The organism is Bartonella sp. AU16XJBT (assembly GCF_028618665.1).
Lineage (GTDB): Bacteria > Pseudomonadota > Alphaproteobacteria > Rhizobiales > Rhizobiaceae > Bartonella.
Genome location: NZ_JAQITF010000002.1, coordinates 214,212 through 236,195, shown reverse-complemented (window position 1 = coordinate 236,195; position 21,984 = coordinate 214,212). Strand labels below are relative to the sequence as shown.

19 protein-coding genes are annotated in these 21,984 nt (G+C 37.6%); 7 read left to right on the top strand and 12 right to left on the bottom strand.

The window, feature by feature from the left end; genetic code table 11:
- Window positions 1-4 precede the first annotated feature (4 nt).
- The 3 genes from glpD to cobT all read left to right on the top strand — a co-directional run bounded on the left by glpD (window position 5) and on the right by cobT (window position 4,572).
- Window positions 5-1,534 carry a glycerol-3-phosphate dehydrogenase gene (gene glpD / locus PVV66_RS02165; protein WP_273718478.1) on the top strand — a complete coding sequence of 510 codons (1,530 nt, stop codon included), beginning with the start codon at window positions 5-7 and terminating at the stop codon, window positions 1,532-1,534.
- A 679-nt stretch (window positions 1,535-2,213) separates the two neighbouring features.
- Window positions 2,214-3,197, top strand: a complete 984-nt coding sequence (gene dusA, locus PVV66_RS02160) for a tRNA dihydrouridine(20/20a) synthase DusA (RefSeq protein WP_273718477.1) — start codon at window positions 2,214-2,216, stop codon at window positions 3,195-3,197.
- A gap of 367 nt (window positions 3,198-3,564) precedes the next feature.
- Window positions 3,565-4,572 carry a nicotinate-nucleotide--dimethylbenzimidazole phosphoribosyltransferase gene (gene cobT, locus PVV66_RS02155; protein ID WP_273718476.1) on the top strand — a complete coding sequence of 336 codons (1,008 nt, stop codon included), beginning with the start codon at window positions 3,565-3,567 and terminating at the stop codon, window positions 4,570-4,572.
- A 29-nt stretch (window positions 4,573-4,601) separates the two neighbouring features.
- On the opposite strand, the gene PVV66_RS02150 is transcribed toward cobT, so the two are convergent.
- The 7 genes from PVV66_RS02150 to topA form a co-directional block, all read right to left on the bottom strand.
- Window positions 4,602-5,093: an Lrp/AsnC family transcriptional regulator gene (locus PVV66_RS02150; RefSeq protein ID WP_273718474.1), complete on the bottom strand. Its 492-nt coding sequence runs from the start codon at window positions 5,091-5,093 to the stop codon at window positions 4,602-4,604.
- A gap of 16 nt (window positions 5,094-5,109) precedes the next feature.
- The gene (locus tag PVV66_RS02145) at window positions 5,110-5,739 is read right to left on the bottom strand and encodes a uracil-DNA glycosylase family protein (RefSeq protein ID WP_273718473.1); all 630 of its coding nucleotides are present in this window, start codon (window positions 5,737-5,739) and stop codon (window positions 5,110-5,112) included.
- A 28-nt stretch (window positions 5,740-5,767) separates the two neighbouring features.
- A complete protein-coding gene (locus PVV66_RS02140; RefSeq protein ID WP_273718472.1) occupies window positions 5,768-6,328 on the bottom strand; it encodes a thermonuclease family protein in 561 nt (186 codons plus the stop codon).
- Window positions 6,329-6,671: 343 nt separating this feature from the next.
- Entirely contained in the window at window positions 6,672-6,839 is a 168-nt protein-coding gene (gene rpmG / locus PVV66_RS02135) for a 50S ribosomal protein L33 (protein ID WP_004864083.1), read from the bottom strand.
- A 103-nt stretch (window positions 6,840-6,942) separates the two neighbouring features.
- Window positions 6,943-8,112 carry an MFS transporter gene (locus tag PVV66_RS02130; RefSeq protein ID WP_273718451.1) on the bottom strand — a complete coding sequence of 390 codons (1,170 nt, stop codon included), beginning with the start codon at window positions 8,110-8,112 and terminating at the stop codon, window positions 6,943-6,945.
- A gap of 284 nt (window positions 8,113-8,396) precedes the next feature.
- On the bottom strand, window positions 8,397-10,667 hold the full coding sequence (rnr, locus tag PVV66_RS02125; RefSeq protein WP_273718450.1) for a ribonuclease R: 2,271 nt from the start codon (window positions 10,665-10,667) through the stop codon (window positions 8,397-8,399).
- A gap of 3 nt (window positions 10,668-10,670) precedes the next feature.
- Complete coding sequence (gene topA / locus PVV66_RS02120; protein WP_273718449.1) at window positions 10,671-13,244, bottom strand: type I DNA topoisomerase; 2,574 nt, start codon at window positions 13,242-13,244, stop codon at window positions 10,671-10,673.
- A 265-nt stretch (window positions 13,245-13,509) separates the two neighbouring features.
- On the opposite strand from topA, the gene PVV66_RS02115 reads away from it, so the two are divergent.
- A complete protein-coding gene (locus tag PVV66_RS02115) occupies window positions 13,510-13,716 on the top strand; it encodes a hypothetical protein (protein WP_273718448.1) in 207 nt (68 codons plus the stop codon).
- Here the strand turns inward: PVV66_RS02115 and dprA are convergent.
- From dprA to PVV66_RS02095, 4 genes are read right to left on the bottom strand one after another with little or no spacing between them, the layout of a single operon-like run.
- Entirely contained in the window at window positions 13,646-14,878 is a 1,233-nt protein-coding gene (gene dprA / locus PVV66_RS02110; protein WP_404977242.1) for a DNA-processing protein DprA, read from the bottom strand. The genes PVV66_RS02115 and dprA overlap by 71 nt on opposite strands.
- Complete coding sequence (gene plsY, locus PVV66_RS02105) at window positions 14,835-15,467, bottom strand: glycerol-3-phosphate 1-O-acyltransferase PlsY (RefSeq protein WP_273718445.1); 633 nt, start codon at window positions 15,465-15,467, stop codon at window positions 14,835-14,837. The genes dprA and plsY overlap by 44 nt, the downstream gene beginning before the upstream one ends.
- 11 nt (window positions 15,468-15,478) lie before the next feature.
- Window positions 15,479-16,780, bottom strand: a complete 1,302-nt coding sequence (locus PVV66_RS02100; protein WP_273718443.1) for a dihydroorotase — start codon at window positions 16,778-16,780, stop codon at window positions 15,479-15,481.
- Entirely contained in the window at window positions 16,777-17,742 is a 966-nt protein-coding gene (locus PVV66_RS02095; protein ID WP_273718441.1) for an aspartate carbamoyltransferase catalytic subunit, read from the bottom strand. The genes PVV66_RS02100 and PVV66_RS02095 overlap by 4 nt, the downstream gene beginning before the upstream one ends.
- Before the next feature lie 125 nt (window positions 17,743-17,867).
- Here PVV66_RS02095 and PVV66_RS02090 point away from each other — a divergent pair, with 125 nt between their 5' ends.
- Window positions 17,868-19,487 carry an acyl-CoA dehydrogenase family protein gene (locus PVV66_RS02090; protein ID WP_273718439.1) on the top strand — a complete coding sequence of 540 codons (1,620 nt, stop codon included), beginning with the start codon at window positions 17,868-17,870 and terminating at the stop codon, window positions 19,485-19,487.
- Here PVV66_RS02090 and ruvX read toward each other — a convergent pair.
- Window positions 19,472-19,951, bottom strand: a complete 480-nt coding sequence (gene ruvX, locus PVV66_RS02085; RefSeq protein WP_273718437.1) for a Holliday junction resolvase RuvX — start codon at window positions 19,949-19,951, stop codon at window positions 19,472-19,474. The genes PVV66_RS02090 and ruvX overlap by 16 nt on opposite strands.
- Before the next feature lie 147 nt (window positions 19,952-20,098).
- On the opposite strand from ruvX, the gene gatC reads away from it, so the two are divergent.
- A complete protein-coding gene (gatC, locus tag PVV66_RS02080) occupies window positions 20,099-20,386 on the top strand; it encodes an Asp-tRNA(Asn)/Glu-tRNA(Gln) amidotransferase subunit GatC (RefSeq protein ID WP_273718435.1) in 288 nt (95 codons plus the stop codon).
- Window positions 20,387-20,417: 31 nt separating this feature from the next.
- Window positions 20,418-21,902 (top strand): Asp-tRNA(Asn)/Glu-tRNA(Gln) amidotransferase subunit GatA, encoded by a 1,485-nt coding sequence (gatA, locus tag PVV66_RS02075; RefSeq protein ID WP_273718433.1) that lies wholly within the window; start codon window positions 20,418-20,420, stop codon window positions 21,900-21,902.
- The last annotated feature ends 82 nt before the right edge of the window (window positions 21,903-21,984 follow it).

The window sequence follows — 21,984 nt, the reverse complement described above, 5'->3', positions numbered from 1 at the left end:
AATAATGAAAAATAAAATTATGAAAACCATAACACATTATGAGCTGTTTATCATTGGGGGGGGAATAAACGGGTGTGGATTGGCAAGAGATGCAGCTGGACGCGGTTTTAAAGTGGGATTAGCTGAAATGAATGATCTTGCATCGGGGACATCAAGTACATCAACAAAGCTTATTCATGGTGGTCTTCGTTATCTTGAACACTACGAGTTTAAACTTGTTCGTGAAGCACTAAAAGAACGTGAGATCATTTTACGTATGGCTCCACATATTGTGCGTCCTTTGCGTTTTCTTCTTCCTTATCATAAAGAATTGCGCCCTGCTTGGATGTTGCGTCTTGGACTTTTTATTTATGATTATTTAGGGAAATGGAATCAGAAATTATGGCGCAGTAAAACGATTAATTTTTCAAAAAAGTTTTGCTCTATACTGAAGAAAGAATATCAGAGAGGTTTTGAATATTCTGATGCCAGAGTAGATGATGCCCGTTTAGTCATTGCCAATGCGCGTGATGCGGAAAAGTGGGGAGCTGATATAAAAGTACGGACAGAAGTTCTTTCTTTAAAAAAAGAAGACAAAAAATGGCGTATTGTTCTACAAGACAAATTAAGTGGTAAAGAATACAGTGTCACAGCCTCTTATGTCGCGAATATGACAGGTCCGTGGATTGATCATGTTTTGAGAAGCATATTAAGCTATAAAGAACATCCACCAGTACGGCTTATTAGGGGGTCTCATATTTTGGTTCCCAAGCTTTATACCCATGATCGTGCTTATATTTTTCAAAATGGTGACGGGCGTATTATATTTGCTATTCCATATCAAGAAGATTTTACCTTGCTTGGAACAACAGATTGTAATTATCAGGGCGATCCGGCCGATGTTCATATTACAGATACAGAGATTAGTTATATTTGCGCAGCAGCCAGTGAATATTTCATACAACCAGTGTCGCCTGAAACTATTGTTTGGTCTTACTCTGGAGTTCGTCCACTCTATGATGATGGATCTGCAAAGGCACAAGAAATTACGCGCGATTATGTTTTAAAAGAAATGGGAACAGGAAATACACCAAAGATTCTTAATCTTTATGGTGGAAAAATTACAACTTATCGTAAATTGGCTGAAGATGCGATGAAATTCGTTGAAAAAGCGCTTGGGAAAAAGGGAGCTTCATGGACGGCTAATGCAGTACTTCCAGGAGGTGATTTTCCTTATAACCAATTAGATACAATTGAAAATAGGATTGCTCTTTTGACACCAGATTTAGATGCTTTTACACATCGCAGACTTGCACGCTCCTATGGTACGGAAGCATTGGTGATATTTGCAGATCGTAAGGCAGATAGAGGAAAAGATTTTGGACATGGGCTTTATGAAGTAGAAGTAAAATGGTTGATGGAAAAGGAATGGGCTAAAACATGTGAAGATGTGTTATGGCGTCGTTCAAAACTTGGCCTTTTCTTTAATGAGCAAGAGGTTGATACTCTTTCTTCCTATATGCAAAGCCAAAAAGAAATTGAAAAACGTTTATAATCGTTTAGCTTCATAGATTTTATCTGCAATGTTGTAAAATATTTTTCTTCAAGAGATATTGATACAAACCATACAGGTCGAAAAGACAACGATTGTCTATATCATCAATTTAGTTTTTTTTGCAACAATCATAAAATGGCAAAATTGGGTGGAATATTTAGAATGAAATTTGTCTGTTCTATGCAGGAAAAACTAATAAATCTCACTAAGAAAAACTCATGGAGAGAAGATAATTTATAATCGGATTCGTATGGAATAAGAAATCTCTGTTTTTTATTGGAGAAGAAATAAAAGTACTTTTGTTTCACAATGAATTGAAAAAGGCTAAAGAAAATTAAACCTATCATGGGAAGTTGTATAATGTTTTAGTTTATTATTTTAAACTCTGTGCTAAAACATGTAACGATAGAAGGTTAATGGGCTGTAATAAGAACTTGTAAATGAGTTTTTACATTATAGATAACAATCTTCTTTCTTCATGTTTATATATATCTGAATATGACTCTATGAGAAGTATAGTTTAATATGATCGATTATTATATCCCTTTATATCAATTGAATAAAGGGGGTGTTATTATGCTCATAATGGTCTTAGAAAATAAAATTTTCTGTAAACTAAAGTTAAGTATTTTTCTCTATATCAAAGAGAGAGCTATAGGGATATAAGAGCAGTGCCCTTATGATATTTTACAATCTTCCATCGCCTGTAAAATTTGCAGTAGCACCAATGTTGGACTGGACAGACCGACATTGCAGGTTTTTTTATCGTCTTTTAACAAAAAAAGCACTCCTTTATACGGAAATGATGGTAGCAGATGCTATCATTCATGGTGTTCGCGAACAATTGTTGGCTTTTAGCCATAAGGAATGTCCAGTTGCATTACAATTAGGGGGAGCAGATCCGAAAAAGTTGGCAGAGGCTGCACGGATTGCTGAAGATTTTGGTTATAACGAGATAAATCTCAATGTTGGTTGCCCATCAAATCGTGTTCAAGCAGGCGTATTTGGAGCTTGTTTGATGTTACATCCTGATATTGTGGCAAATGCTGTGGAAGCGATGAAAAAAGTAGTTACTATACCTGTAACGGTCAAATGTCGAATTGGAGTGGATGAACAAGATGAAGAATTAGCGTTAGATCTTTTAGCGGATAAAGTTTGGGATGCAGGGTGTGATGCCCTTTGGGTCCATGCGCGTAAAGCGTGGCTAAAAGGATTAAGCCCGAAAGAAAATCGCAATATTCCGCCCCTTAATTATGAAAGAGTTTATAAATTAAAACGCAAATATCCTCATAAATTCATTGGAATAAATGGGGGAATTAAATCAATTGATGAGATCAAAGAGCACTTGGTTTTCTGTGATGCTACCATGGTTGGCCGCCAAGTTTATCATGATCCAACTTTGTTAAAACATATTGATTTTGAACTCTATGGGGAATCGCAGAATAATTTGAGTGAGAGTGATCTTATTGAAACCATGTGTGATTATGCGGCTCAACATATTGCATCGGGAGGGCGGCTTTCTCATGTGACGCGTCACATGATTGGTTTATTTCATGGGCGGGGTGGGGTACGTCGATGGCGACAAATATTATCAAATGATGCGACAAAACCAAATGCAGATATATATATTTTAAAAGAGGCTTTTTCCGCTCTCCTTGGATGATAGCTCGACAATTAATTTAGATCATTTATGCAATTTGATTTTTTCGCGATGATTTTTCCCACTTTAATTTTATAATTTTTAAAAGTTCATAACTTTTATTATGAAAAGAATGTTAGAATTTATATATTAAAGGGCATACTTATTATAGAAAATAGGTTAAGGGTATCCTGTAAAGGCAATCACAAGATATTGATGATATTTTGGATCTTGTATGTTTGTTATTGGGGTAGAAAATAGAATATAAAAATCATCGTTTTTATAATATTTAATATTTTTAAAACACTGTTTAAAAAAGCAATAAATTATTCATACCCTATATATATGACGTGATTTTCATTAAACATTGCAGATTTTAAAAGGTATCCTCATGACCGTTAGTCCATTTGATGATTTTCGTGCTTTGCTTACAAATTTACCTGTTGCTGATGAGTTTTCTATAATTTTGGCTAAAAAACGGCAAGAAAACTTAACAAAAGCGCGAGGAGCATTAGGAAAACTGGGAGATATTGCTGTTTGGTATGCGGGGTGGAGAGGTACAGAAAAACCTATCGTAACGCGACCTTTGGTCGCTATTTTTTCTGGAAACCATGGTATTGTAGAAGAGAATATTACACCATTTCCACAATCTATGACACAAAAGATGGTTCAAAATTTTGCATCTGGTGATGCTGCTATCAACCAAATTTGTATAGCTTATGATCTTGGATTAAAAATATTCGATTTAGCACTTGAATATCCAACAATGAATATTACGAGGGATGCCGCGATGGACGAGCGGAGTGCGGCTGCTACAATGGCATTTGGTATGGAATCTATTGCTGGTGGGACAGATCTTTTATGTATCGGTGAAATGGGGATTGGAAATACAACAATAGCTTCAGCTTTATGTTTTGCATTATTTGGTGGAGAAGTTGAAGAGTGGACAGGAAATGGTATGGGATCGGAAGGTGATTTTTATCAACGTAAAATAGCAGCGATTAAGAAAGCCGTCGCTTTGCATAAGGAACATTTTAATGATCCTTTTGAGATAATGCGCCGCTTAGGAGGACGTGAAATTGCTGCTATGGTTGGTGCTATTTTAGCGGCAAGAATGGAAAAAATACCCGTTATTTTAGATGGTTTTGTGGCAACGGCCGCTGCTGCTATCCTTTATAAAATGCATCCAAGAGCTCTTGAACATACCCTTGTTGGACATGCTTCTTCTGAGAAAGCTCATCGTAAACTTTTAAAAAAAATTGGTAAAGAACCACTTCTGGATTTGGGAATGCGCCTTGGTGAAGGAGCAGGAGCCGCTATGGCTGCTGGTATTGTCAAGGCTGCTGTTTTAACACATGCGCAAATGACGGTTTTGGAACAAGAAAGTTTGAATACATAAAAGAATGATGAGAAGGATATAAAAAACTCTTAAGAATTTTGTTCACTCGCCTTTTCGTGTAATTTAATATAATTAAGTGGAAGTTCTGTTGTATATTTAATCTGTTCCATTGCGAAAGAAGATGAAACATCACGGATGTCAATTTTAGAAATTAATTTTTTATAAAAAAGATCATAAGCTTCAATATCGGGAACAACGACACGCAATAAATAATCAATATCTCCACTCATTCGATAAAATTCAATAACTTCACGGAATTCTTGCACAATTTTTGAAAAACGCTTAAACCATTCATGACTATGAGTGTTTGTACGAATAGAAACAAAAACAGTAACGTGCGCATTTACTTTTTCTGGAGAGAGAACGGCAACGCGTCGCTGAATGACACCATCTTCTTCAAGTTTTTGAATTCTACGCCAGCAAGGGGTGGTCGAAAGCCCAACTTTTTTAGCAATATCAGCGACAGAAAGTGTCGCATTTTCTTGCAGAAGATGTAAAATTTTTCGGTCAAGACGATCCATATTTTTTCTCAATAGTTTATAAAAATTTACGCACTAAACGACGCAGATATACAATAAGCTCATCGTTAAACCATGGATTTTTCTGTAACCAAGAAGTATTTCGCCATGATGGATGAGGCAAAGGCATAACATTATAGCCTCGAGGTTGAGAGATGGAAAGGATATTTTTCCAATCACGAACGGTTGCTGAAACGGTTTTATGTTTTAATTCTGTAATATGCCACTTTTGCGCATAACTGCCAATAGCAAGAACAAGCTTTATTTGAGGCATCGCTTGAAATATCTTTTCATGCCATATTTCTCTACATTCACGTCGTGGCGGCAAATCAGCTTTATTTTTGTCATAACCTGGAAAACAAAATCCCATAGGAACAAGTGCAAAAAGAGATCTATTATAAAATTCTTCTTTTGTTACATTAAGCCAATCACGTAATCTTTCGCCAGAGCGATCATTAAAAGGGATAGATGTTTCATGAACACGCAATCCTGGTGCTTGTCCTGCAATTGCAATTGAAGCCGTATCAGATAAATAAACCACGGGATTGGGTTCATGAGGAAGAGGAGGAAAATAATGTGGTTGTTGGATACAAACCCGACAGGAATAGATTTTTTTTTCAAGTTTGATAATCTGACTACATTGTTTCATTGGTCAATAAAATTTAAAAATATTTTTCTTATTCTGTGCGAGGATTTGCTTTGCGCCATTCTTTCGGTCGTTGAAAACTTGATGCCCATATCCCCCTTTTTTTTCTTCTGGCTTCTTGCTCTTCTTTGGGATACTCATAATAGCTTACAGCCCAACCATTCTGTACAAGCATTGCATTGATATTGCTGACTTGTTTCGTTTGACATGTTGCAAGAATGCGGCGATATTTATCTGTTTTATGCCAGTGACATGTGACAATTTGATTTTCGAGTAGTTGTTCTAAATATTTTTTTGCCTCAAGCCCACAAGGGTATTGTGCATCTTTTTTTCCACAAAATTGGTGGAGCTCGGGAGCATCAATTCCAACCAGTCGAATCTTAATGGAAGAAATCGTGATGGAATCGCCATCCATGATTAATGCCTTTCCTTCAACAGAATTTTGAGAAGAAAATTTTTCTTTTTGAGGTAACGGTTGAGTCTGCTTAAAATAAGTTGCCATAATGATAAGCATGCTAGAGGCGACAAAAATACTAAAACCGATAATTTTTTTTAAGCTTCTTAGATTAAAATGAGAAAGAAATTTTTTCATGAAATAAAGAAACTGCTACTATCATTATAACGCATTTTATAGAGTATTACGTATAATTCTTTCAAAAAACTTTTATTCACATGACAAAACAATATCTCGTTTTAATGATAAAATCTTTGTTAGATATCACAATAATCAAATACTCATGCAGTATGATATGTAAGCAACTTAAAAAATAAATCAACTCAGCCAAATTTGTACAGAACATACAAATTTAAAGTTGTACAGATTTTAAGGTGAATTTTTTAAGACACCAAAAAACACTCCCCAGAAAATAACTTTGAAGAGCAATAACGCCACATTTCTTTTAGAGTATAAAACCTATCAAGAATGATTGGCTTATTCATTTAATTTTTGTTTCTTTAAATTCAACGTGCTTTTTTACAACTGGATCATATTTACGTTTGCTCATTTTATCTGTCATTGTACGGCTGTTTTTCTTTGTTACATAAAAAAAACCAGTATCTGCAGTTGATAAAAGCTTGATCTTAATGGTTGCTGCTTTAGCCATAATGTAAAAACCCTATTTATACTGAAAAAAATATTATCCCTGCCAAAACTTATTTCTGACATCATCAGATTTCCCGGCAACACTACGGATGTTCTCAAAAAAGTCAAGAGCTGATTAATTTTCTTATAAGTTGAACAAACACCAAAATGGCATATAAACCGAAAAAAATAGCCATGGCTATTGAAAAACCGAAGGGTTTAAAAATATCCATGGATTTTCCAATAAAGGTCGGTCCGATGAGCATACCAATTCCATAGCAAAAAATAAAAGCTGAATTAGCAGCAGCAAGTTCTTGCCCCTTGAGACGTGCTCCTAAATGTGCAAGACTAATTGTATAAAGGCTCGCTGATACCCCCCCTAGAACAAACAGATCAAACATCAGAATCCATGGATATTGAGTAATCCATGGTACTATAAAAGTTCCCACAAAGCCTAAGATAGCGCAACTTATCAACGGATAGCGCCGATCTTTGGCGTAGTCACTTATCATGCTGATAGGAATTAAGAGGAAAACATTCCCGAGTGCAAGGGTTGCCATAAAGTGTGCTGCTTCATTCTCATTATAACCAATGGATAAACTAAAGGGTATTATAAGCGTTAATGTGCCCATTTGAATGGCCCCGTAAACAAGGACCGCCATCATCGCGCTTGGAACGTGAAAAAGATAACGAAAAAATGGCGTATATTGATTTTTTTGAAATTCTGGACTTAATTTCCAAGCTGCAAGAATTGGTATAGTAGAAAGTATAATAAGGCTATAGCCAACAGCAAAAGGAATAAATCCTTGTGTTCCCACTTTTGCTAGCAGCGTTAGACCTATCACAAACCCTAATCCTAAGACAATAGCGTAAATAGAAAGGACCAAACCACGTTTTCTAGGAGGAGCATAACTGTTGATCCAAAACTCTGACAGGATAAACATAACTGTCATGGTGAAATGTAATATAAACTTTAAAATGAACCAAACCCATATGGGATCAAAAAAATAGAATCCTAAAAAACTTAAAGATCCTATCGCCATCATAAGCAATATTGTTTGAGCGATGCCTAAGCATAAAGCAATTCGAGACGTAAAAATAGCTGCAATAATTGTGGCAATTCCACCAACTGTTCCACTATAACCGATCGTACTGTTGGAAAGTCCTTTCTCTGTCATAAGAATAGAGACAAGTTGTGTTCCCATTGCCAATGCTGTTCCAACAGTGCCAATGGTTGCAATAGCTGCAATAATTGCACGTAAAGAATTATTTTGAGCGTCAAAGAATTTTTTCATGAAAATAGTTTAAGGTACTTTTGTTTATTCAAACAACCAAAAGGTGAGCTGAAATAAAAGAAAGATCAAACCAACTTTTGCAGATTTTCTCATTTCATTGAGTATAAAAAACTCTGCAATACTTTTAATAAAAAATAAAACATATATGTTATTATATGCTAAAGAAAGCGTATTGTATACATAAAATAATATAGAGAATAAACAGTATAGAAAATTTATTGTGTTAAATCATTATTATATTATTAATTATTAAAGAGGGAATAAAAAGCTTAATTTATTTTTAATTAATATTTCCTTCTTCCATAAAAAGTGCGCTTTTGTTTTTTTAATTTGTTTTTATGGTAGGATGTCGATGAAAATTTGATTGGACGAGGCTCTGTTAAGAGTTCAAAGCCTAAAGAACCAGCAAAAGGTTGTACAGTTATAAGTTTTACTTCTACAATATCACTGAGCTGATAGCCTTTATGGCTATGTTGTCCTACAAGAATATGTTGCGCTTCATCAAAATGATAGTAATCATTTTTAAGTGTAGAAATATGGACAAAACCATCTGTATTGAGTTTATCAAGTGAGATAAAAAGGCCTGCTTTTGTGACTCCAGAAATGCGGCCTGTAAAAACACGGCCGATTTTATTCGTTAAATAGTGAGCAACAAGCCGATCAATCGTTTCTCTTTCAGCCATCATTGCACGACGCTCATATAAAGAAATTTGCGTAGCAATTTCTACAAGATTCTGTTCTTGTGTATCAGTTAATTGATCATTTCCTAGTTTAAGAGCTTTAATGAGTGCTCGATGAATAATGAGATCAGCATAACGACGAATTGGTGATGTAAAATGTGTATAGTTCTGCAAATTCAAACCAAAATGGCCACTATTTTTAGGATTGTATTCTGCTTGTGATTGTGAACGCAAAATAACTTGATTGACTAGTTCTTTTTGTTCGGTATGAGCAACCTTTTCTAAAATTCTATTAAGGCGTGCTGAAGTTAATTCTGCACTTTTGGAGAGGGATATCCCTAAACTTCGAAGGAAATTCCGCAATATTTCTTGTTTGGCAAGAGAGGGTTTGTCATGAATACGATAGATGAGGGGCTGATGATGTTTTTTTAATGTTTCAGAAGCAGCAATATTGGCTTGTATCATAAACTCTTCAATCAAACGATGAGCTTCTAAATGTTCTTCACTCACAACATCTTGGATGCATCCATTTTGATCAAGAATAATTTTTTTTTCTGCTATTTCTAATTCTAGTGGTTGTCGACGATCTCGCGCTGCTTCAAGGCATGTATAAGCTTCCCATAAAGGGTGCAAGATATTCTCAAGCAGGGGAGCGATTTTTTTATGGATATGTCCTTTTCTTGCCAATTGTACTTCTTGATAGGAGAGTTTAGCTCTTACACGCATCATAATACGATGAAAACTATGTTTTTGTTTATTACCGTTTGCATCAAAAATCATACGAACGGCTAAAGCTGGTCTTTCTTTTCCTTCATGCAGAGAACACAAATCATGAGAAAGGCGTTCAGGCAGCATTGGTACAACGGTATCGGGAAAATAAATAGAATTTCCGCGTTTTAATGCTTCTTTATCTAAAGCACTTCCTGTTTTGATATAATAAGAAACATCCGCAATGGCCACAATAATAATCCAACCACCATTATTTGTAGGGTCTTCATCCTTGCTTGCATAGACTGCATCATCATGGTCTTTTGCATCTGGTGGATCAATCGTAATAAATGGCAATTGTCGCCAATCTTCGCGATTATCCATATTGGCAGCTTTGATATGTTTAACTTGCTCAAGAACGCTTTCAGGAAAAATATAAGGAATTCCTTTTGAGAGAAGAGCAATCATTGAGAGCGTTTTCTCACTCTTAATATGCCCTAAAACATTTTTTATTTGCGCACTTTTCAGTCCATAACCAGTATTTTTTTTTATTTCAACTTCGACGAGATCACCCGTTTCAATCTTCATTTCTGGAGATATTTCAACCATGAGCTCATCGGTTTTGTGGTCTATAGGATCAAGGCGCCATTGATTATTTTCCAACTTTCGTACAATACCAAATGTGCTCTTTGGGGATACATCAATTTTACGAATAATTCGCCCCGTATAAGAGGAACTTTGAGAATTTTTATTTCGAAAAACTTTTACAAGAACATGATCTCCAACGCCAATGCTCCCTCCCTTTATGTGATGAAAAGAGTGTATTTCAATATTGGGCTTTGGAGTATCTTCCCATTCAAAAGGTTGTGCAATAAAACTGCCATCTTTATCACGACCGCTGATTTTTACTAAAGCAACAGGGGGTAATTTTTTTTTGTTTATTGCCCTTTTACGCTGTTTAGATATAAGATTTTGATCCTTTAGTGCACGTAATATATCTCTAAGCCAAATACGAGAATCGCCTTTTAAGTTAAAAGCTTTGGCGATTTCTCGTTTACTTGATCGATCAGGGTTCTCATTGATAAAGGAAAGAATTTCTTCCTTATTGGGCAATTTTTCTCCCTTGACTGAGGAGAGGTATTTTACGTTTTTTTCACCTTTAGCCAAAATTTATGTCTCTTTTGTTTTTGCTTTTGTTTTGGAAGAAGCTCTTTTTGAAGTTGTCTTTTTACTCGATTCTTTAGCCGATATAAGCTCTAATGCCTCTGTAAGTGTTACACTAATGGGATCTTTCTCTTTTGGCAATGTTGCATTAATTTTACCCCAATTGATATAAGGACCATAACGCCCATTGCGCACGGTGACAGTTCCTCCTTCTGGATGCTCTCCTAATGTTGCCAATGCTGCAGATGTTGTTCTGCTTTGCTTGGTTTTATTTTCTTGTTGTTCTGCCAATACTGTAACAGCGCGATTGATACCAATATCAAAAACTTCATCTGCATGAAGAAGGCGCGCAGATTTTCCATTATGGCTAAGGTAGGGACCATATCGTCCAATTGTCGCCGTGATTATTTTTCCAGTTTCAGGATGGACGCCAATTTCACGGGGAAGAGATAGTAAAGCCAAGGCTTTTTCAAGGGTTATATTTTCTGCCTGCCATTCTTTTGGTAGTCCTGCACGTTTAACTTCTTTGCTTTCACCCAATTGAATATAGGGACCAAAACGGCCATTGCGAAGAGAAATATCTTTTCCAGTTTCAGGATCAAGACCAAGCATAACAGGTTCGTCATTGCGCACAGCTTCATTCTCTTCTTCTGTATCTGTACCAAGTTGGCGTGTGTATTTACATTCAGGATAATTGGAACAGCCAACAAAAGCACCATAACGACCGAGTTTTAATGATAACTGACCATTTTTACACAGAGGGCAGGAACGCACATCACTTCCGTCTTCGCGTTCAGGAAAGGCAAGAGGTGCTAATGTCACATTTAAAACATCAAGAACATTGGCGATACGGAGTTCTTGGATATTGCTAATAGATGCATTAAATCCATCCCAAAAATCGCGTAATACGTCTTTCCAAGAAAGTTTGCCATCAGAGATAAGATCCAGCTTTTCTTCAAGATCTGCTGTAAAACCATATTCTACATAGCGATTAAAGAAATTTTCAAGAAAGGCTGTAACAATACGCCCCTTAGCATCAGGAATAAGTTTGCGCTTATCAATGACAATATACCCACGATCACACAATGTTGCCAATGTGGAGGCATAAGTTGAAGGACGACCAATTCCTAATTCTTCAAGCTTTTTAATTAAGGAGGCTTCAGAATAACGGGAAGGGGGCTCTGTGGTATGTTGTACAGATTCAACCTTTTCTTTTGTAAGTACTTCACCCGTGTTTATTTGTGGTAAACGTGTTGATTCATTTTCTTCATTATTTTCTTCGTCTCGTTGATCCGTATAGACGGAAATAAACCCGTCAAAACGCACAACAGATCCTGTTGCACGAAGATTTGCACGGTTGTCTCCCTGCTGGGCTTCAATTTCAACGGTTGTACGTTCAATTTCAGCAGAACACATTTGGCTAGCAATAGCGCGCTTCCATATCAGCTCATAGAGCTTTGCCTGATCATTGTCGAGAAAATCACGGACTTGGTTGGGGGACCGTTGAAAATCTGTTGGGCGGATTGCTTCATGCGCTTCCTGAGCATTTTTTGCCTTTGTTGAATAAAAACGCGGTTTTTCAGGAATATAGTCCTTTCCAAAAGATTCATAAATTACTTTTCTTGCAGCATCAATGGCTTCTGGTGCTATTTGCACACCATCGGTACGCATATAAGTAATAAGTCCTGCCATTTCACCGTTAATTTCAATCCCTTCATAAAGCTTTTGGGCAATTTGCATCGTGCGAGAAGCTGAAAAGCCTAATTTTGAAGAAGCCGCTTGTTGTAGTGTAGAGGTTGTAAACGGAGGAAAAGGATTTCTCTTTGTAGGTTTTGCTTCAACACTGAGTGTATGATATTGAGCCTTCTCCAACATAAGGCGAATTTGATCTGCTTGTTCTTGAGATTGAATATCAAGTTTGCCAATCTTTCTTTGATTAAACATTGTTAATCTGGCTTGGAAATGATCATTTCGGATGGTTTTTAACTGTGTTGTAATGGACCAATAATCTTCTTTGATAAAATGTTCTATTTCTGATTCACGATCACAAATAATACGCAAAGCAACCGACTGAACGCGCCCAGCCGAGCGTGCACCAGGGAGTTTACGCCATAAAACAGGTGAAAGTGTAAAACCTACGAGGTAATCGAGAGCACGACGTGCAAGATAAGCATCGACAAGTGATGTATCAATATCACGTGGATTGTTCATGGCATCAAGTACAGACTTTTTAGTGATGGCATTGAAGACAACTCTTTTAATAGGTTTATCTTTTAAAACTTTTTTTTGACGAAGAACATCCAGAATATGCCATGAAATAGCTTCCCCTTCACGATCAGGGTCTGTTGCTAAGATAAGGCTGTCGGCTTCTTTAACGGCTTTTGCTATTTCATTTAAACGTTTAGCAGCAGCAGAATCTATATCCCATTTCATCGAAAAATCTTGATCCGGTAAAACGGAACCATCTTTTGCAGGCAAATCACGAACATGTCCAAATGATGCGACAACTTTGTATTGAGACCCAAGATATTTATTAATTGTTTTTGCTTTAGCTGGAGATTCAACGATAACGATATTCATAATTTTACCCGAATATTGAAATAAAAACCTTTTTATAAACGCCTTTCACGCGAATAGCTAATGGCAATTGCTTAAGAACAGATAAAAAAAATATTAGCCATATAAAAAACATGAATATTGTACAACTTGTGATTGTTATTATTAAAGCGTACCCTATATAGAATTACACGATTTGTTTTCCACTGTTATTACAAAAATGTACGGCGAAATACTAAGATAACGTCTATTGAGAGGTAGGAGGGGAAATGCTCAAGGATAGAGGATTATGTTTATAAATCATTTGAAAGTTATCCAATATATTACAGATATGTCAAAGCAAATGAATCAGATGGCGCATCAGGCGCGTAGTCCGCTTTTAGCATTGCTGTTGGATATGGTTGCCAAAGAAGGGCAAAGCATTATTAATAGTGCTGAGGCTCTTGGGGAAGATCAAGATTCGACAATGACACACAACCACCAGAGTGTCGAATAAGCTTTCCAGCAAGGTCGAGTTCTACCAACAAGAGGTAGAGAGTTGGGAGTGAAACACCTGAGTGCGTACTGAGTGTGTCTAAGTCGATTGGTGTTGTTGAGAGCGCGGAGAGAACTGCTGCACGTGCTGCATCATCATTTGTTAAAGAGGGCTGGCTGTTTTTTTCGTCTACTGAATTAAAATTCTCCTTTGCAAGTTGTAAAGAGGGTGGTTCCTCAAAAAAATTGAGTTGGGAATTTGGAAGTGGTGAAATTAATGGTGTAAGTGTTTCTATGATGTCAGAAGGATGTGTGGTGAGTAGAGCGCCGTCCTTGATAAGATTATTTGTACCAACAGATCTTGGATCAAGTGGAGAACCGGGAATGGCAAAAATTAATCGTCCCATTTCAGCGGCTTGACGCGCGGTAATTAAGGACCCGGAGCGCAGGGCTGCCTCCACAACCAAGAGACCAAGCGATAGAGCTGCAATAATACGATTTCTTCTCGGAAAATCGATAGCGCGTGGCTTCCAAGAAATGGGCATCTCGCTGATGATGGCTCCACCGTTGGCGATAATATCTTCATGCAACTTTTTATTTTCAGGAGGATAAATATGATCAATTCCCCCAGCCATGACTGCAACAGTTCCTGTTTTTAAACTTGCTTGATGCGCAACGCTATCAATTCCACGAGCGAGCCCAGAAATTGTTATAAAGTCTGCTTCTCCGAGAAAATGTGCAAATTGAGCCGTAAGCTTTTTCCCAGCAGCTGAAGCATTTCGAGAGCCTATAATTCCAATAGAAGTTTTTTGAAAAATTGAAACATTCCCTTTGATAGCAATAAGTGGAGGAGGAGCTTCCGTAACCTTAAGAAAAGCTGGATAATCTGGTTCTCCCATACCGATAAACCGAACACCTAATCTTTCAGCTTCTTGTATTTCTTTTTCCGCATCTTCTAAGCTTGCTATTTTAAGTAATGCAGAACCACCTCCTTTTCTACTAAGCTCTGGCAGCGCTGCTAGAGCATTTTCTGCTGTTTTATAATGATCAATGAGATTGCGAAAACTAACAGCTCCAATATTTTCACTGCGCAATAACCGTAACCAGCTTAGACGTTGACGATCAGTAAGCAGGATTCCTTTATTTATCTCTGTTTTGCGTACCAATCTTACTTTCTTCCCCAATGAGTAATCTACTGATATTTGCAGAATGTTTTATGAACACAAATAGGCTCATCGCGATCAGCATACAACAGAAATAAGAATCGGAAAAATAAAAAACAAATATCGGCGTGATCGTAACTGCAACAAGCGCAGATAATGAAGAATAACGCATGAGAAGAAAAATCGCACTCCATACAATAATAAAAATAATTGCTGCAGGCCAATAGACTCCTAAACAAACCCCTAGATAGGTAGCAACACCTTTGCCACCTTTAAATTTAAGCCATACGGGAAAAAGATGTCCTAAGAAAGCAAAAAAACCCGCTAGAGAAACAAGGATACTATTGTCTTGCGGATCACTAAAGAACTTTATAACAAAAACAACGATAGCTCCTTTCAACATATCACAAAGAAGTGTTAGAGCAGCAACTTTTTTATTTCCTGTTCGTAAAACATTTGTTGCACCAATATTGCCGGAACCGATTGTTCGTATATCGCCAAGTTTTGCCAATCTCGTAAACAGAAGACCAAATGGAATCGAGCCAATGAGATAAGATACGAGGAAAATAAACCATGGAGTGAACTGAAAAAATATTTCTGCTTCATTCATTAAAAATCTCATTAAGTTTGTTGATCAAATTGAAAAACGGATTTCCCTTTCACAAAGGTCTGGAGCACGCGTCCTTGAAAACGTGCATTCTCAAAAGGGGTATTTTTTGAACGTGAATAGAGCTTCTCTGTCGAAACAACCCATGGTTCTTCAAGATCAACGACAATAAGATCTGCATAAGCACCTTTCTTCAGTGTTCCAGCATTGAGTCCAAAGAGCTTTGCAGGCGTCGTTGACAAAAGTTCAGTTATCCGTAGAAGAGATAAGCTCTCATCATGATAAAGACGTAAGGCTGCACTCAATAAGGTCTCCATACCAATAGCGCCAGCTGCTGCGTCATTGAATGGTAAACATTTTGTGTCGATACCCTGAGGATCATGGGAAGAGACAATGACATCTATAGTTCCATCTTTTATTGCTTCAATCATTGCTATACGGTCTTCTTCTGTCCGCAATGGGGGCATGAGGCGGAAAGAAGTTTGATATTGGCCAATGTCATTTTCGTTGAGAGATAAATGATTAATCGATACACCGGCTGAAATTTTCTCACTGCGTTGCTTACTTAAACGAAGGGCATCAGCAGACAGTGCTGTTGATATCTGGGCGGCATGATAGCGTGTTTGCGTTAATGCTGCTAAGCGCAGATCCCTTTCAAGTGGGATAACTTCTGCTTCACGGGGGATGCCAGAAAGGCCAAGCCAACTGGCAAGCAGTCCTTCATTCATTACGCCTTGTCCTGTAAGATCTTTATCTTGCGTTTCGTGTATCAATGGGACATCAAAATCGCGTGCATAAGTCATTGCACGTCGCATAACAGATGAATTTTGAAGTGTTTTTTTTCCTTCACTAAAAGCAACGACTCCTGCATCCTTGAGTAAACCAAATTCGGTTATTTCTTGTCCGTTGAAAGCTTGTGTAATTGCCGCAACGGGATAAATATTGACCGCTGACATTTCCTCTGCTGTACGCTTAATAAATTGAACGAGGGCAACATTATCAATAACTGGATGCGTGTCTGGCATCATAAGAAAGGAAGTAATACCACCGGCTGCGGCTGCTTGACTTGCAGATGCAATTGTTTCACGGTTTTCATTTCCTGGTTCTCCAACAAAAACACGTGCATCAACAAGTCCAGGGAGAATTGCTTTGTTTTGTGCATTAATAACTTCTGCCCCTGCAGGGGTTCCCTGATTCAGAGCTTCTTTTCCAGAAGCTACAATCCGCCCATTTTCAACAATAACTGTACCAATTTCATCGATTGCACGTGAAGGATCAATAATACGAGCCTTTTGAAAAACAATCGGTTTTATCATTTTTTTTCTCCATTGATCTTCAAGCGTGAATCTAATAAAGCCTCCATGACCGCCATACGCACTGCAATTCCCATTTCTACTTGGGTATGAATCATACTTTGTGGTCCATCGGCTATGTCAGATGCAATCTCCACACCACGGTTTATGGGACCAGGGTGTAAAATAATGCAATTGTTTTTGGCATAAGCTAAATTTTCTTTATGTAAGCCAAAATAATGAAAATATTCACGCGTGGAGGGAATAAAAGAGCCTGTCATCCGCTCATTCTGTAAGCGTAACATCATGATAACGTCAGCATCTTTAAGGCCTTCTTTCATGGTGTTAAAAACCTCAACACTCATATGATTAATTTCGGCGGGTAAGAGTGTTGAAGGGGCAACAGCACGAACACGAGCACCCAAAGCATTAAGACTAAGGATATTAGAACGTGCAACACGTGAGTGCAAGATATCTCCACAAATGGCAACAGTTAATCCTTCAATACGACCTTTTGCTCTCTTAATGGTGAGAGCATCTAATAAAGCTTGGGTTGGATGTTCATGAGCACCATCACCTGCATTAATGACACAACAATCAACTTTTTGCGCTAATAAAGCTGCTGCTCCCGCACTGCTATGGCGAAAAACCAGTAGATCTGGCTTCATTGCATTAAGCGTTGCAGCTGTATCAAGTAAAGTTTCCCCTTTTTTTACAGATGAGTTGCCGATCGCGACACTCATCACGTCTGCTCCCAACCTTTTGCCTGCTAATTCAAAAGAAGATTGTGTTCGCGTAGAAGCTTCAAAAAAGAGATTAATTTGAGTCCGTCCGCGCAAAATAGATTTGGTTTTATCAATTTTGTTAGAAAGGATAACATTTGCTTCTGCACGCTCAAGCAATGTATTAAGGTCTTGTACACTCAGATCTTTAATAGCTAAAAGATGTTCATGAGGGAAAAGTGAAAAAAAATTATCTTGAATCATAGCATTCTTCTTTATCTCTCTCTAAACAGGTTAAACAAGCATTTGTTTGAATATGATAAATGTTTCTTAACTCTAAAAAGACAAATAGTCTATGATATGAATGATTTGAATATAGGAATAGACCTATGAGTGCTGTCTCTGCGCAAAATGCTCGTCGAAAAAATACATTTCTTAGCGATACGCTTATGTTTCGTGTGGCCTCTACTTTGCCTAAGTTTTTATTAGCAAGTTTTGAAGAAATAGGGGATTTTGCTGCGAGTCGAGAAGCATGGAAGCTTTCTTGCTTAGCGAATCATTATAAACCTTTATTGTGTTATAACGATGAATGGGGAAAGCCAACAGAAAAATTAGAAATACATTCTTCCTATCAAGACCTTCAACGATATTCTAGACAAGCGGGGTTGGTTACCTCGCTTTGGGAAAATACTTCTTCAGAAAATGGAGTACGCTATCAAGCGCGGGCGATTCGTTTGGCTTTATCTGCTGGTTTAGAAACAGGGCATTTGAATGAGGTTATTATAACCAGTGCAGCAATTGCTGTCTTAATTAGTGATAGTGAGCTTTTCAAAAAATGGCAAAATGTCCTTTTGTCACGCCAATATGATTCTTCATCAAAGCCTATTCATCATAAAAAATCTGCTTCTCTGACGTGTGCCTTTGATGATATTGAACAATACGCTTTCAATTTTCCAAGTGTTAAGAAAATTTCTTTCGATGAAAATATGGAACGCGATCTGTATCGCTTAAATGTCGTAAAAACCAATGTTATTAATCCTACAGCTGATGGATACCTTGTTAGTGCAGATTTAAATGGTCATTTAAGTTGCTTTTTTGTTCCACGTATACAGGAAAATGGTGCATTAAATGGACTGATATCGATTCGTCATTTAATTCAGCGTTCTGGAGAACTTTTAACACCAGAGGGGGTTGTTGATTTTCAAGGCAGTTATGGCTGGCTTTTGGGAAATGCTGGAGAAGGTCTTAAAGTTATTAAAGATATCGAGACGATGATGCGTTTTGATCAATCTGTCATATCGGCAGGTGTTTTGCGCGCAGCCCTTCAATTTGGTATAGATTTTTTCCGGAAAAAAATGCCAAATCAGCCTTTACCACCACTGACAGAACGTATTTTTGCAGATATTGCATTAGATATTGCTGCTTCACAAGCATTGGTTTTGCGTTTAGCGCGAGCGTTTGACAATGCAGCAAATGACCGTTCTGAAGCAGCTTTTGCGCGCATTATGACACCTATTATTGCTTATCACGTCAGTCAGTTGGTTGTGCCTATTATTGGTGAAATTATTGCACAACTTGGTATTGAAAGCTTTATAGAAAATAATCCATTATCACAAATGTTGCATAATGGGCCTGCGCGAATTGTGAGAAATAGTTCTGCTAATCAATTGGTAAAGGATGCCATTCTTATTGCTGAAAAGGCACCGGGATTGTTTCAGAAATTGTTGGAAAAAATTGCTCTTGATATTGGACCAGCAGGACCACGCGCCATTGAAATTATTAAGTCTGCCGGTGATATGGCCGCTGCAAATGAAGGTGCAGGAAGGTTTTTTGTTGAACAAGTAGCCTATGCAGCAGCTGCTGCGTCATTACGTTCTACGGATATAGAACATGTTGCAAATGCCTATATGGAAAGCCGACTTGGAGGACAATGGAGATCTTCCTACGGGATGCTCATTGCACGCTATAATGCAGGGCATTTGCTCAATGTTCTTTATCCTTCCATATGATGAAAGTTGTGAATTCTATTGAGAGCACCTTGCAATATAAAAGCGGCGGCGGCCGAATCAATTCTGCTTGCTCTTTTAGCGCGCGATACATTCATTTCTAAAAGAGAACGTTCTGCAGCAATTGTTGATAAGCGTTCGTCCCAAAAAACAAATGGAATTTTTGTATGCTCTTTCATATTGCTCACAAAAGCTTTGGTTGCTTGAACACGAGAGCCACTGCTTCCATTCATGTTAAGAGGTAAGCCAATGATAATAACGCCTACATTTTCATGATCAAAAATTTTAATAAGTGTGTGGGCATCTTCTGTAAATTTTTTTCGCTGGAGCACAGGACGCGGATTTGAAATAGTTAATCCCATATCAGAAATTGCAATTCCAATCGTTTTTGTCCCTAAATCTAAGCCTGCTATTGTTTGGCCAGGCAAAAGATGTGTTATAACTTCATTTATATTAATAACAGCCATAGGGATTATAATACGTTTTTTAATGTTTCAGATCTATAATTATATTCCTTATTTATGTTATCTAATATTCTTGCGCTTGTAAGCAGAGCCTTGTATAGCCAGAATAAAGATCAATAAATAAACAAAAAACAGAAAGGCGTAAAAAGTATGTCTGTTGATCAAGAAACCGTCAAGCGGGTTGCACGTTTAGCGCGGATTGCCATTCACGATAATGAGGTGGAACCTATGACAAAAAAATTCAATGCTATTTTAGGTTTTGTAGAGCAATTGAATGAAGTTGATGTTAGTGAAGTTGATCCATTAACATCTGTGATACCGATGACTCTACGAATGCGTGAAGATAGTGTTACAGATGGCAATAAAGCAGCAGATATTGTCGCCAATGCACCTGTTACAGAAGAAAAATTTTTTCTTGTCTCAAAAATTGTTGAGTAACTTTTTATATTTTTGAAATTTGAGAACCAATATGACCGATTTAACAACCCTCACAATTGCACAAGCTCGTGATGCTCTGATAAAGAAAAAGCTTAAAGCAACGGAATTAACGGAAGCTTATTTAAAAGCAATAGAATTGGCTAATCCAATTTTGAACGCTTATGTAACAATAACAGCAGAACAAGCAAGAAAAATGGCTGCTGAATCAGAAGGCCGCTTGACGAGAGGAGAGGGGGGGCTTTTGGAAGGAATTCCCTTGGGAATTAAAGATCTTTTTGCAACCCGTGGCGTTCATACTCAAGCCTGTTCAAATATCCTTGATGGTTTTAAACCGCATTATGAATCAACCGTTACGGCTAATTTATGGCAAGATGGTGCCGTGATGTTAGGGAAACTTAATATGGATGAGTTTGCTATGGGCTCCTCTAATGAGACATCATATTATGGTCCCGTTATTAGTCCATGGAGAAAAAAAGGCTCGAATGAAAAACTCGTCCCCGGTGGTTCATCGGGGGGATCGGCAGCCGCTGTTGCCGCACAAATTTGTGCTGGTGCAACAGCAACAGATACAGGTGGCTCAATACGTCAACCAGCAGCTTTTACTGGAACTGTAGGAATAAAGCCAACTTATGGACGTTGTTCACGATGGGGCGTTGTCGCGTTTGCTTCGTCCCTTGATCAAGCTGGACCTGTTGCTAGAGATGTTCGTGATTGTGCTATCTTACTCAGATCAATGGCCTCTTTTGATGAAAAAGACTCTACTTCCATGAATTTACCCGTTCCAGATTATGAAAGTTATCTTGGCCAATCAATCAAAGGAATGAAAATTGGTATTCCAAAAGAATATTATCTGGATGGAATGCCTTCTGAAATTATTGAACTTTGGCAAAAGGGAATAAATTGGTTAAAAGATGCAGGTGCTGAAATACACGATATTTCTTTACCTCATACACAATACGCTCTACCTTCTTATTATATTATCGCTCCTGCAGAAGCCTCTTCTAATTTAGCGCGTTATGATGGTGTCCGTTTTGGTTTGCGCGTGCCTGGAAAAGATATCATTGAGATGTATGAAAATACGCGTTCTGTTGGTTTTGGTGATGAAGTCAAGCGGCGTATTTTGGTTGGGACTTATGTTCTTTCATCAGGTTATTATGATGCCTGTTACCTAAGAGCTCAAAAAGTAAGAACACTCGTAAAACGTGATTTTGATCAATGTTTTGATTTAGGTATTGATGCTATTCTTACACCAACAACACCAACACCTGCCTTTGGTATTGCTGATGAAAAAATAAAAAATGATGCTGTTGCAATGTATCTTAATGATATTTTTACGGTACCCGTTAACATGGCTGGTTTACCAGGAATTTCTGTTCCTGCTGGTCTGTCATCAAATGGTTTACCCCTAGGATTGCAACTGATTGGTAGACCTTTTGCTGAAGAAGTCATTCTTCAAATAGCACACATTATTGAACAAACCGCAGGAATATTCTGTGCAGAAAAATGGTGGATATAATCATCAAACCCATAAGAAAGCATTTCTTATCATTGATGAAAAATGCTTTTTTAAAAGGGGGAGGGATGAGTTCTATTTCCTT

What these genes read in the sequence shown, in the direction of transcription:
- PVV66_RS02130 (WP_273718451.1), bottom strand. Translation starts at nt 8,112, where the DNA reads ATGAAAAAATTCTTTGACGCTCAAAATAATTCTTTACGTGCAATTATT.
- gatA (WP_273718433.1), top strand. Translation starts at nt 20,418, where the DNA reads ATGACCGATTTAACAACCCTCACAATTGCACAAGCTCGTGATGCTCTG.
- PVV66_RS02140 (WP_273718472.1), bottom strand. Translation starts at nt 6,328, where the DNA reads ATGAAAAAATTTCTTTCTCATTTTAATCTAAGAAGCTTAAAAAAAATT.
- PVV66_RS02145 (WP_273718473.1), bottom strand. Translation starts at nt 5,739, where the DNA reads ATGAAACAATGTAGTCAGATTATCAAACTTGAAAAAAAAATCTATTCC.
- dusA (WP_273718477.1), top strand. Translation starts at nt 2,214, where the DNA reads ATGATATTTTACAATCTTCCATCGCCTGTAAAATTTGCAGTAGCACCA.
- cobT (WP_273718476.1), top strand. Translation starts at nt 3,565, where the DNA reads ATGACCGTTAGTCCATTTGATGATTTTCGTGCTTTGCTTACAAATTTA.
- PVV66_RS02150 (WP_273718474.1), bottom strand. Translation starts at nt 5,093, where the DNA reads ATGGATCGTCTTGACCGAAAAATTTTACATCTTCTGCAAGAAAATGCG.
- rpmG (WP_004864083.1), bottom strand. Translation starts at nt 6,839, where the DNA reads ATGGCTAAAGCAGCAACCATTAAGATCAAGCTTTTATCAACTGCAGAT.
- plsY (WP_273718445.1), bottom strand. Translation starts at nt 15,467, where the DNA reads ATGAATGAAGCAGAAATATTTTTTCAGTTCACTCCATGGTTTATTTTC.
- PVV66_RS02095 (WP_273718441.1), bottom strand. Translation starts at nt 17,742, where the DNA reads ATGATTCAAGATAATTTTTTTTCACTTTTCCCTCATGAACATCTTTTA.
- PVV66_RS02100 (WP_273718443.1), bottom strand. Translation starts at nt 16,780, where the DNA reads ATGATAAAACCGATTGTTTTTCAAAAGGCTCGTATTATTGATCCTTCA.
- topA (WP_273718449.1), bottom strand. Translation starts at nt 13,244, where the DNA reads ATGAATATCGTTATCGTTGAATCTCCAGCTAAAGCAAAAACAATTAAT.
- PVV66_RS02115 (WP_273718448.1), top strand. Translation starts at nt 13,510, where the DNA reads ATGTTTATAAATCATTTGAAAGTTATCCAATATATTACAGATATGTCA.
- PVV66_RS02090 (WP_273718439.1), top strand. Translation starts at nt 17,868, where the DNA reads ATGAGTGCTGTCTCTGCGCAAAATGCTCGTCGAAAAAATACATTTCTT.
- ruvX (WP_273718437.1), bottom strand. Translation starts at nt 19,951, where the DNA reads ATGGCTGTTATTAATATAAATGAAGTTATAACACATCTTTTGCCTGGC.
- glpD (WP_273718478.1), top strand. Translation starts at nt 5, where the DNA reads ATGAAAAATAAAATTATGAAAACCATAACACATTATGAGCTGTTTATC.
- gatC (WP_273718435.1), top strand. Translation starts at nt 20,099, where the DNA reads ATGTCTGTTGATCAAGAAACCGTCAAGCGGGTTGCACGTTTAGCGCGG.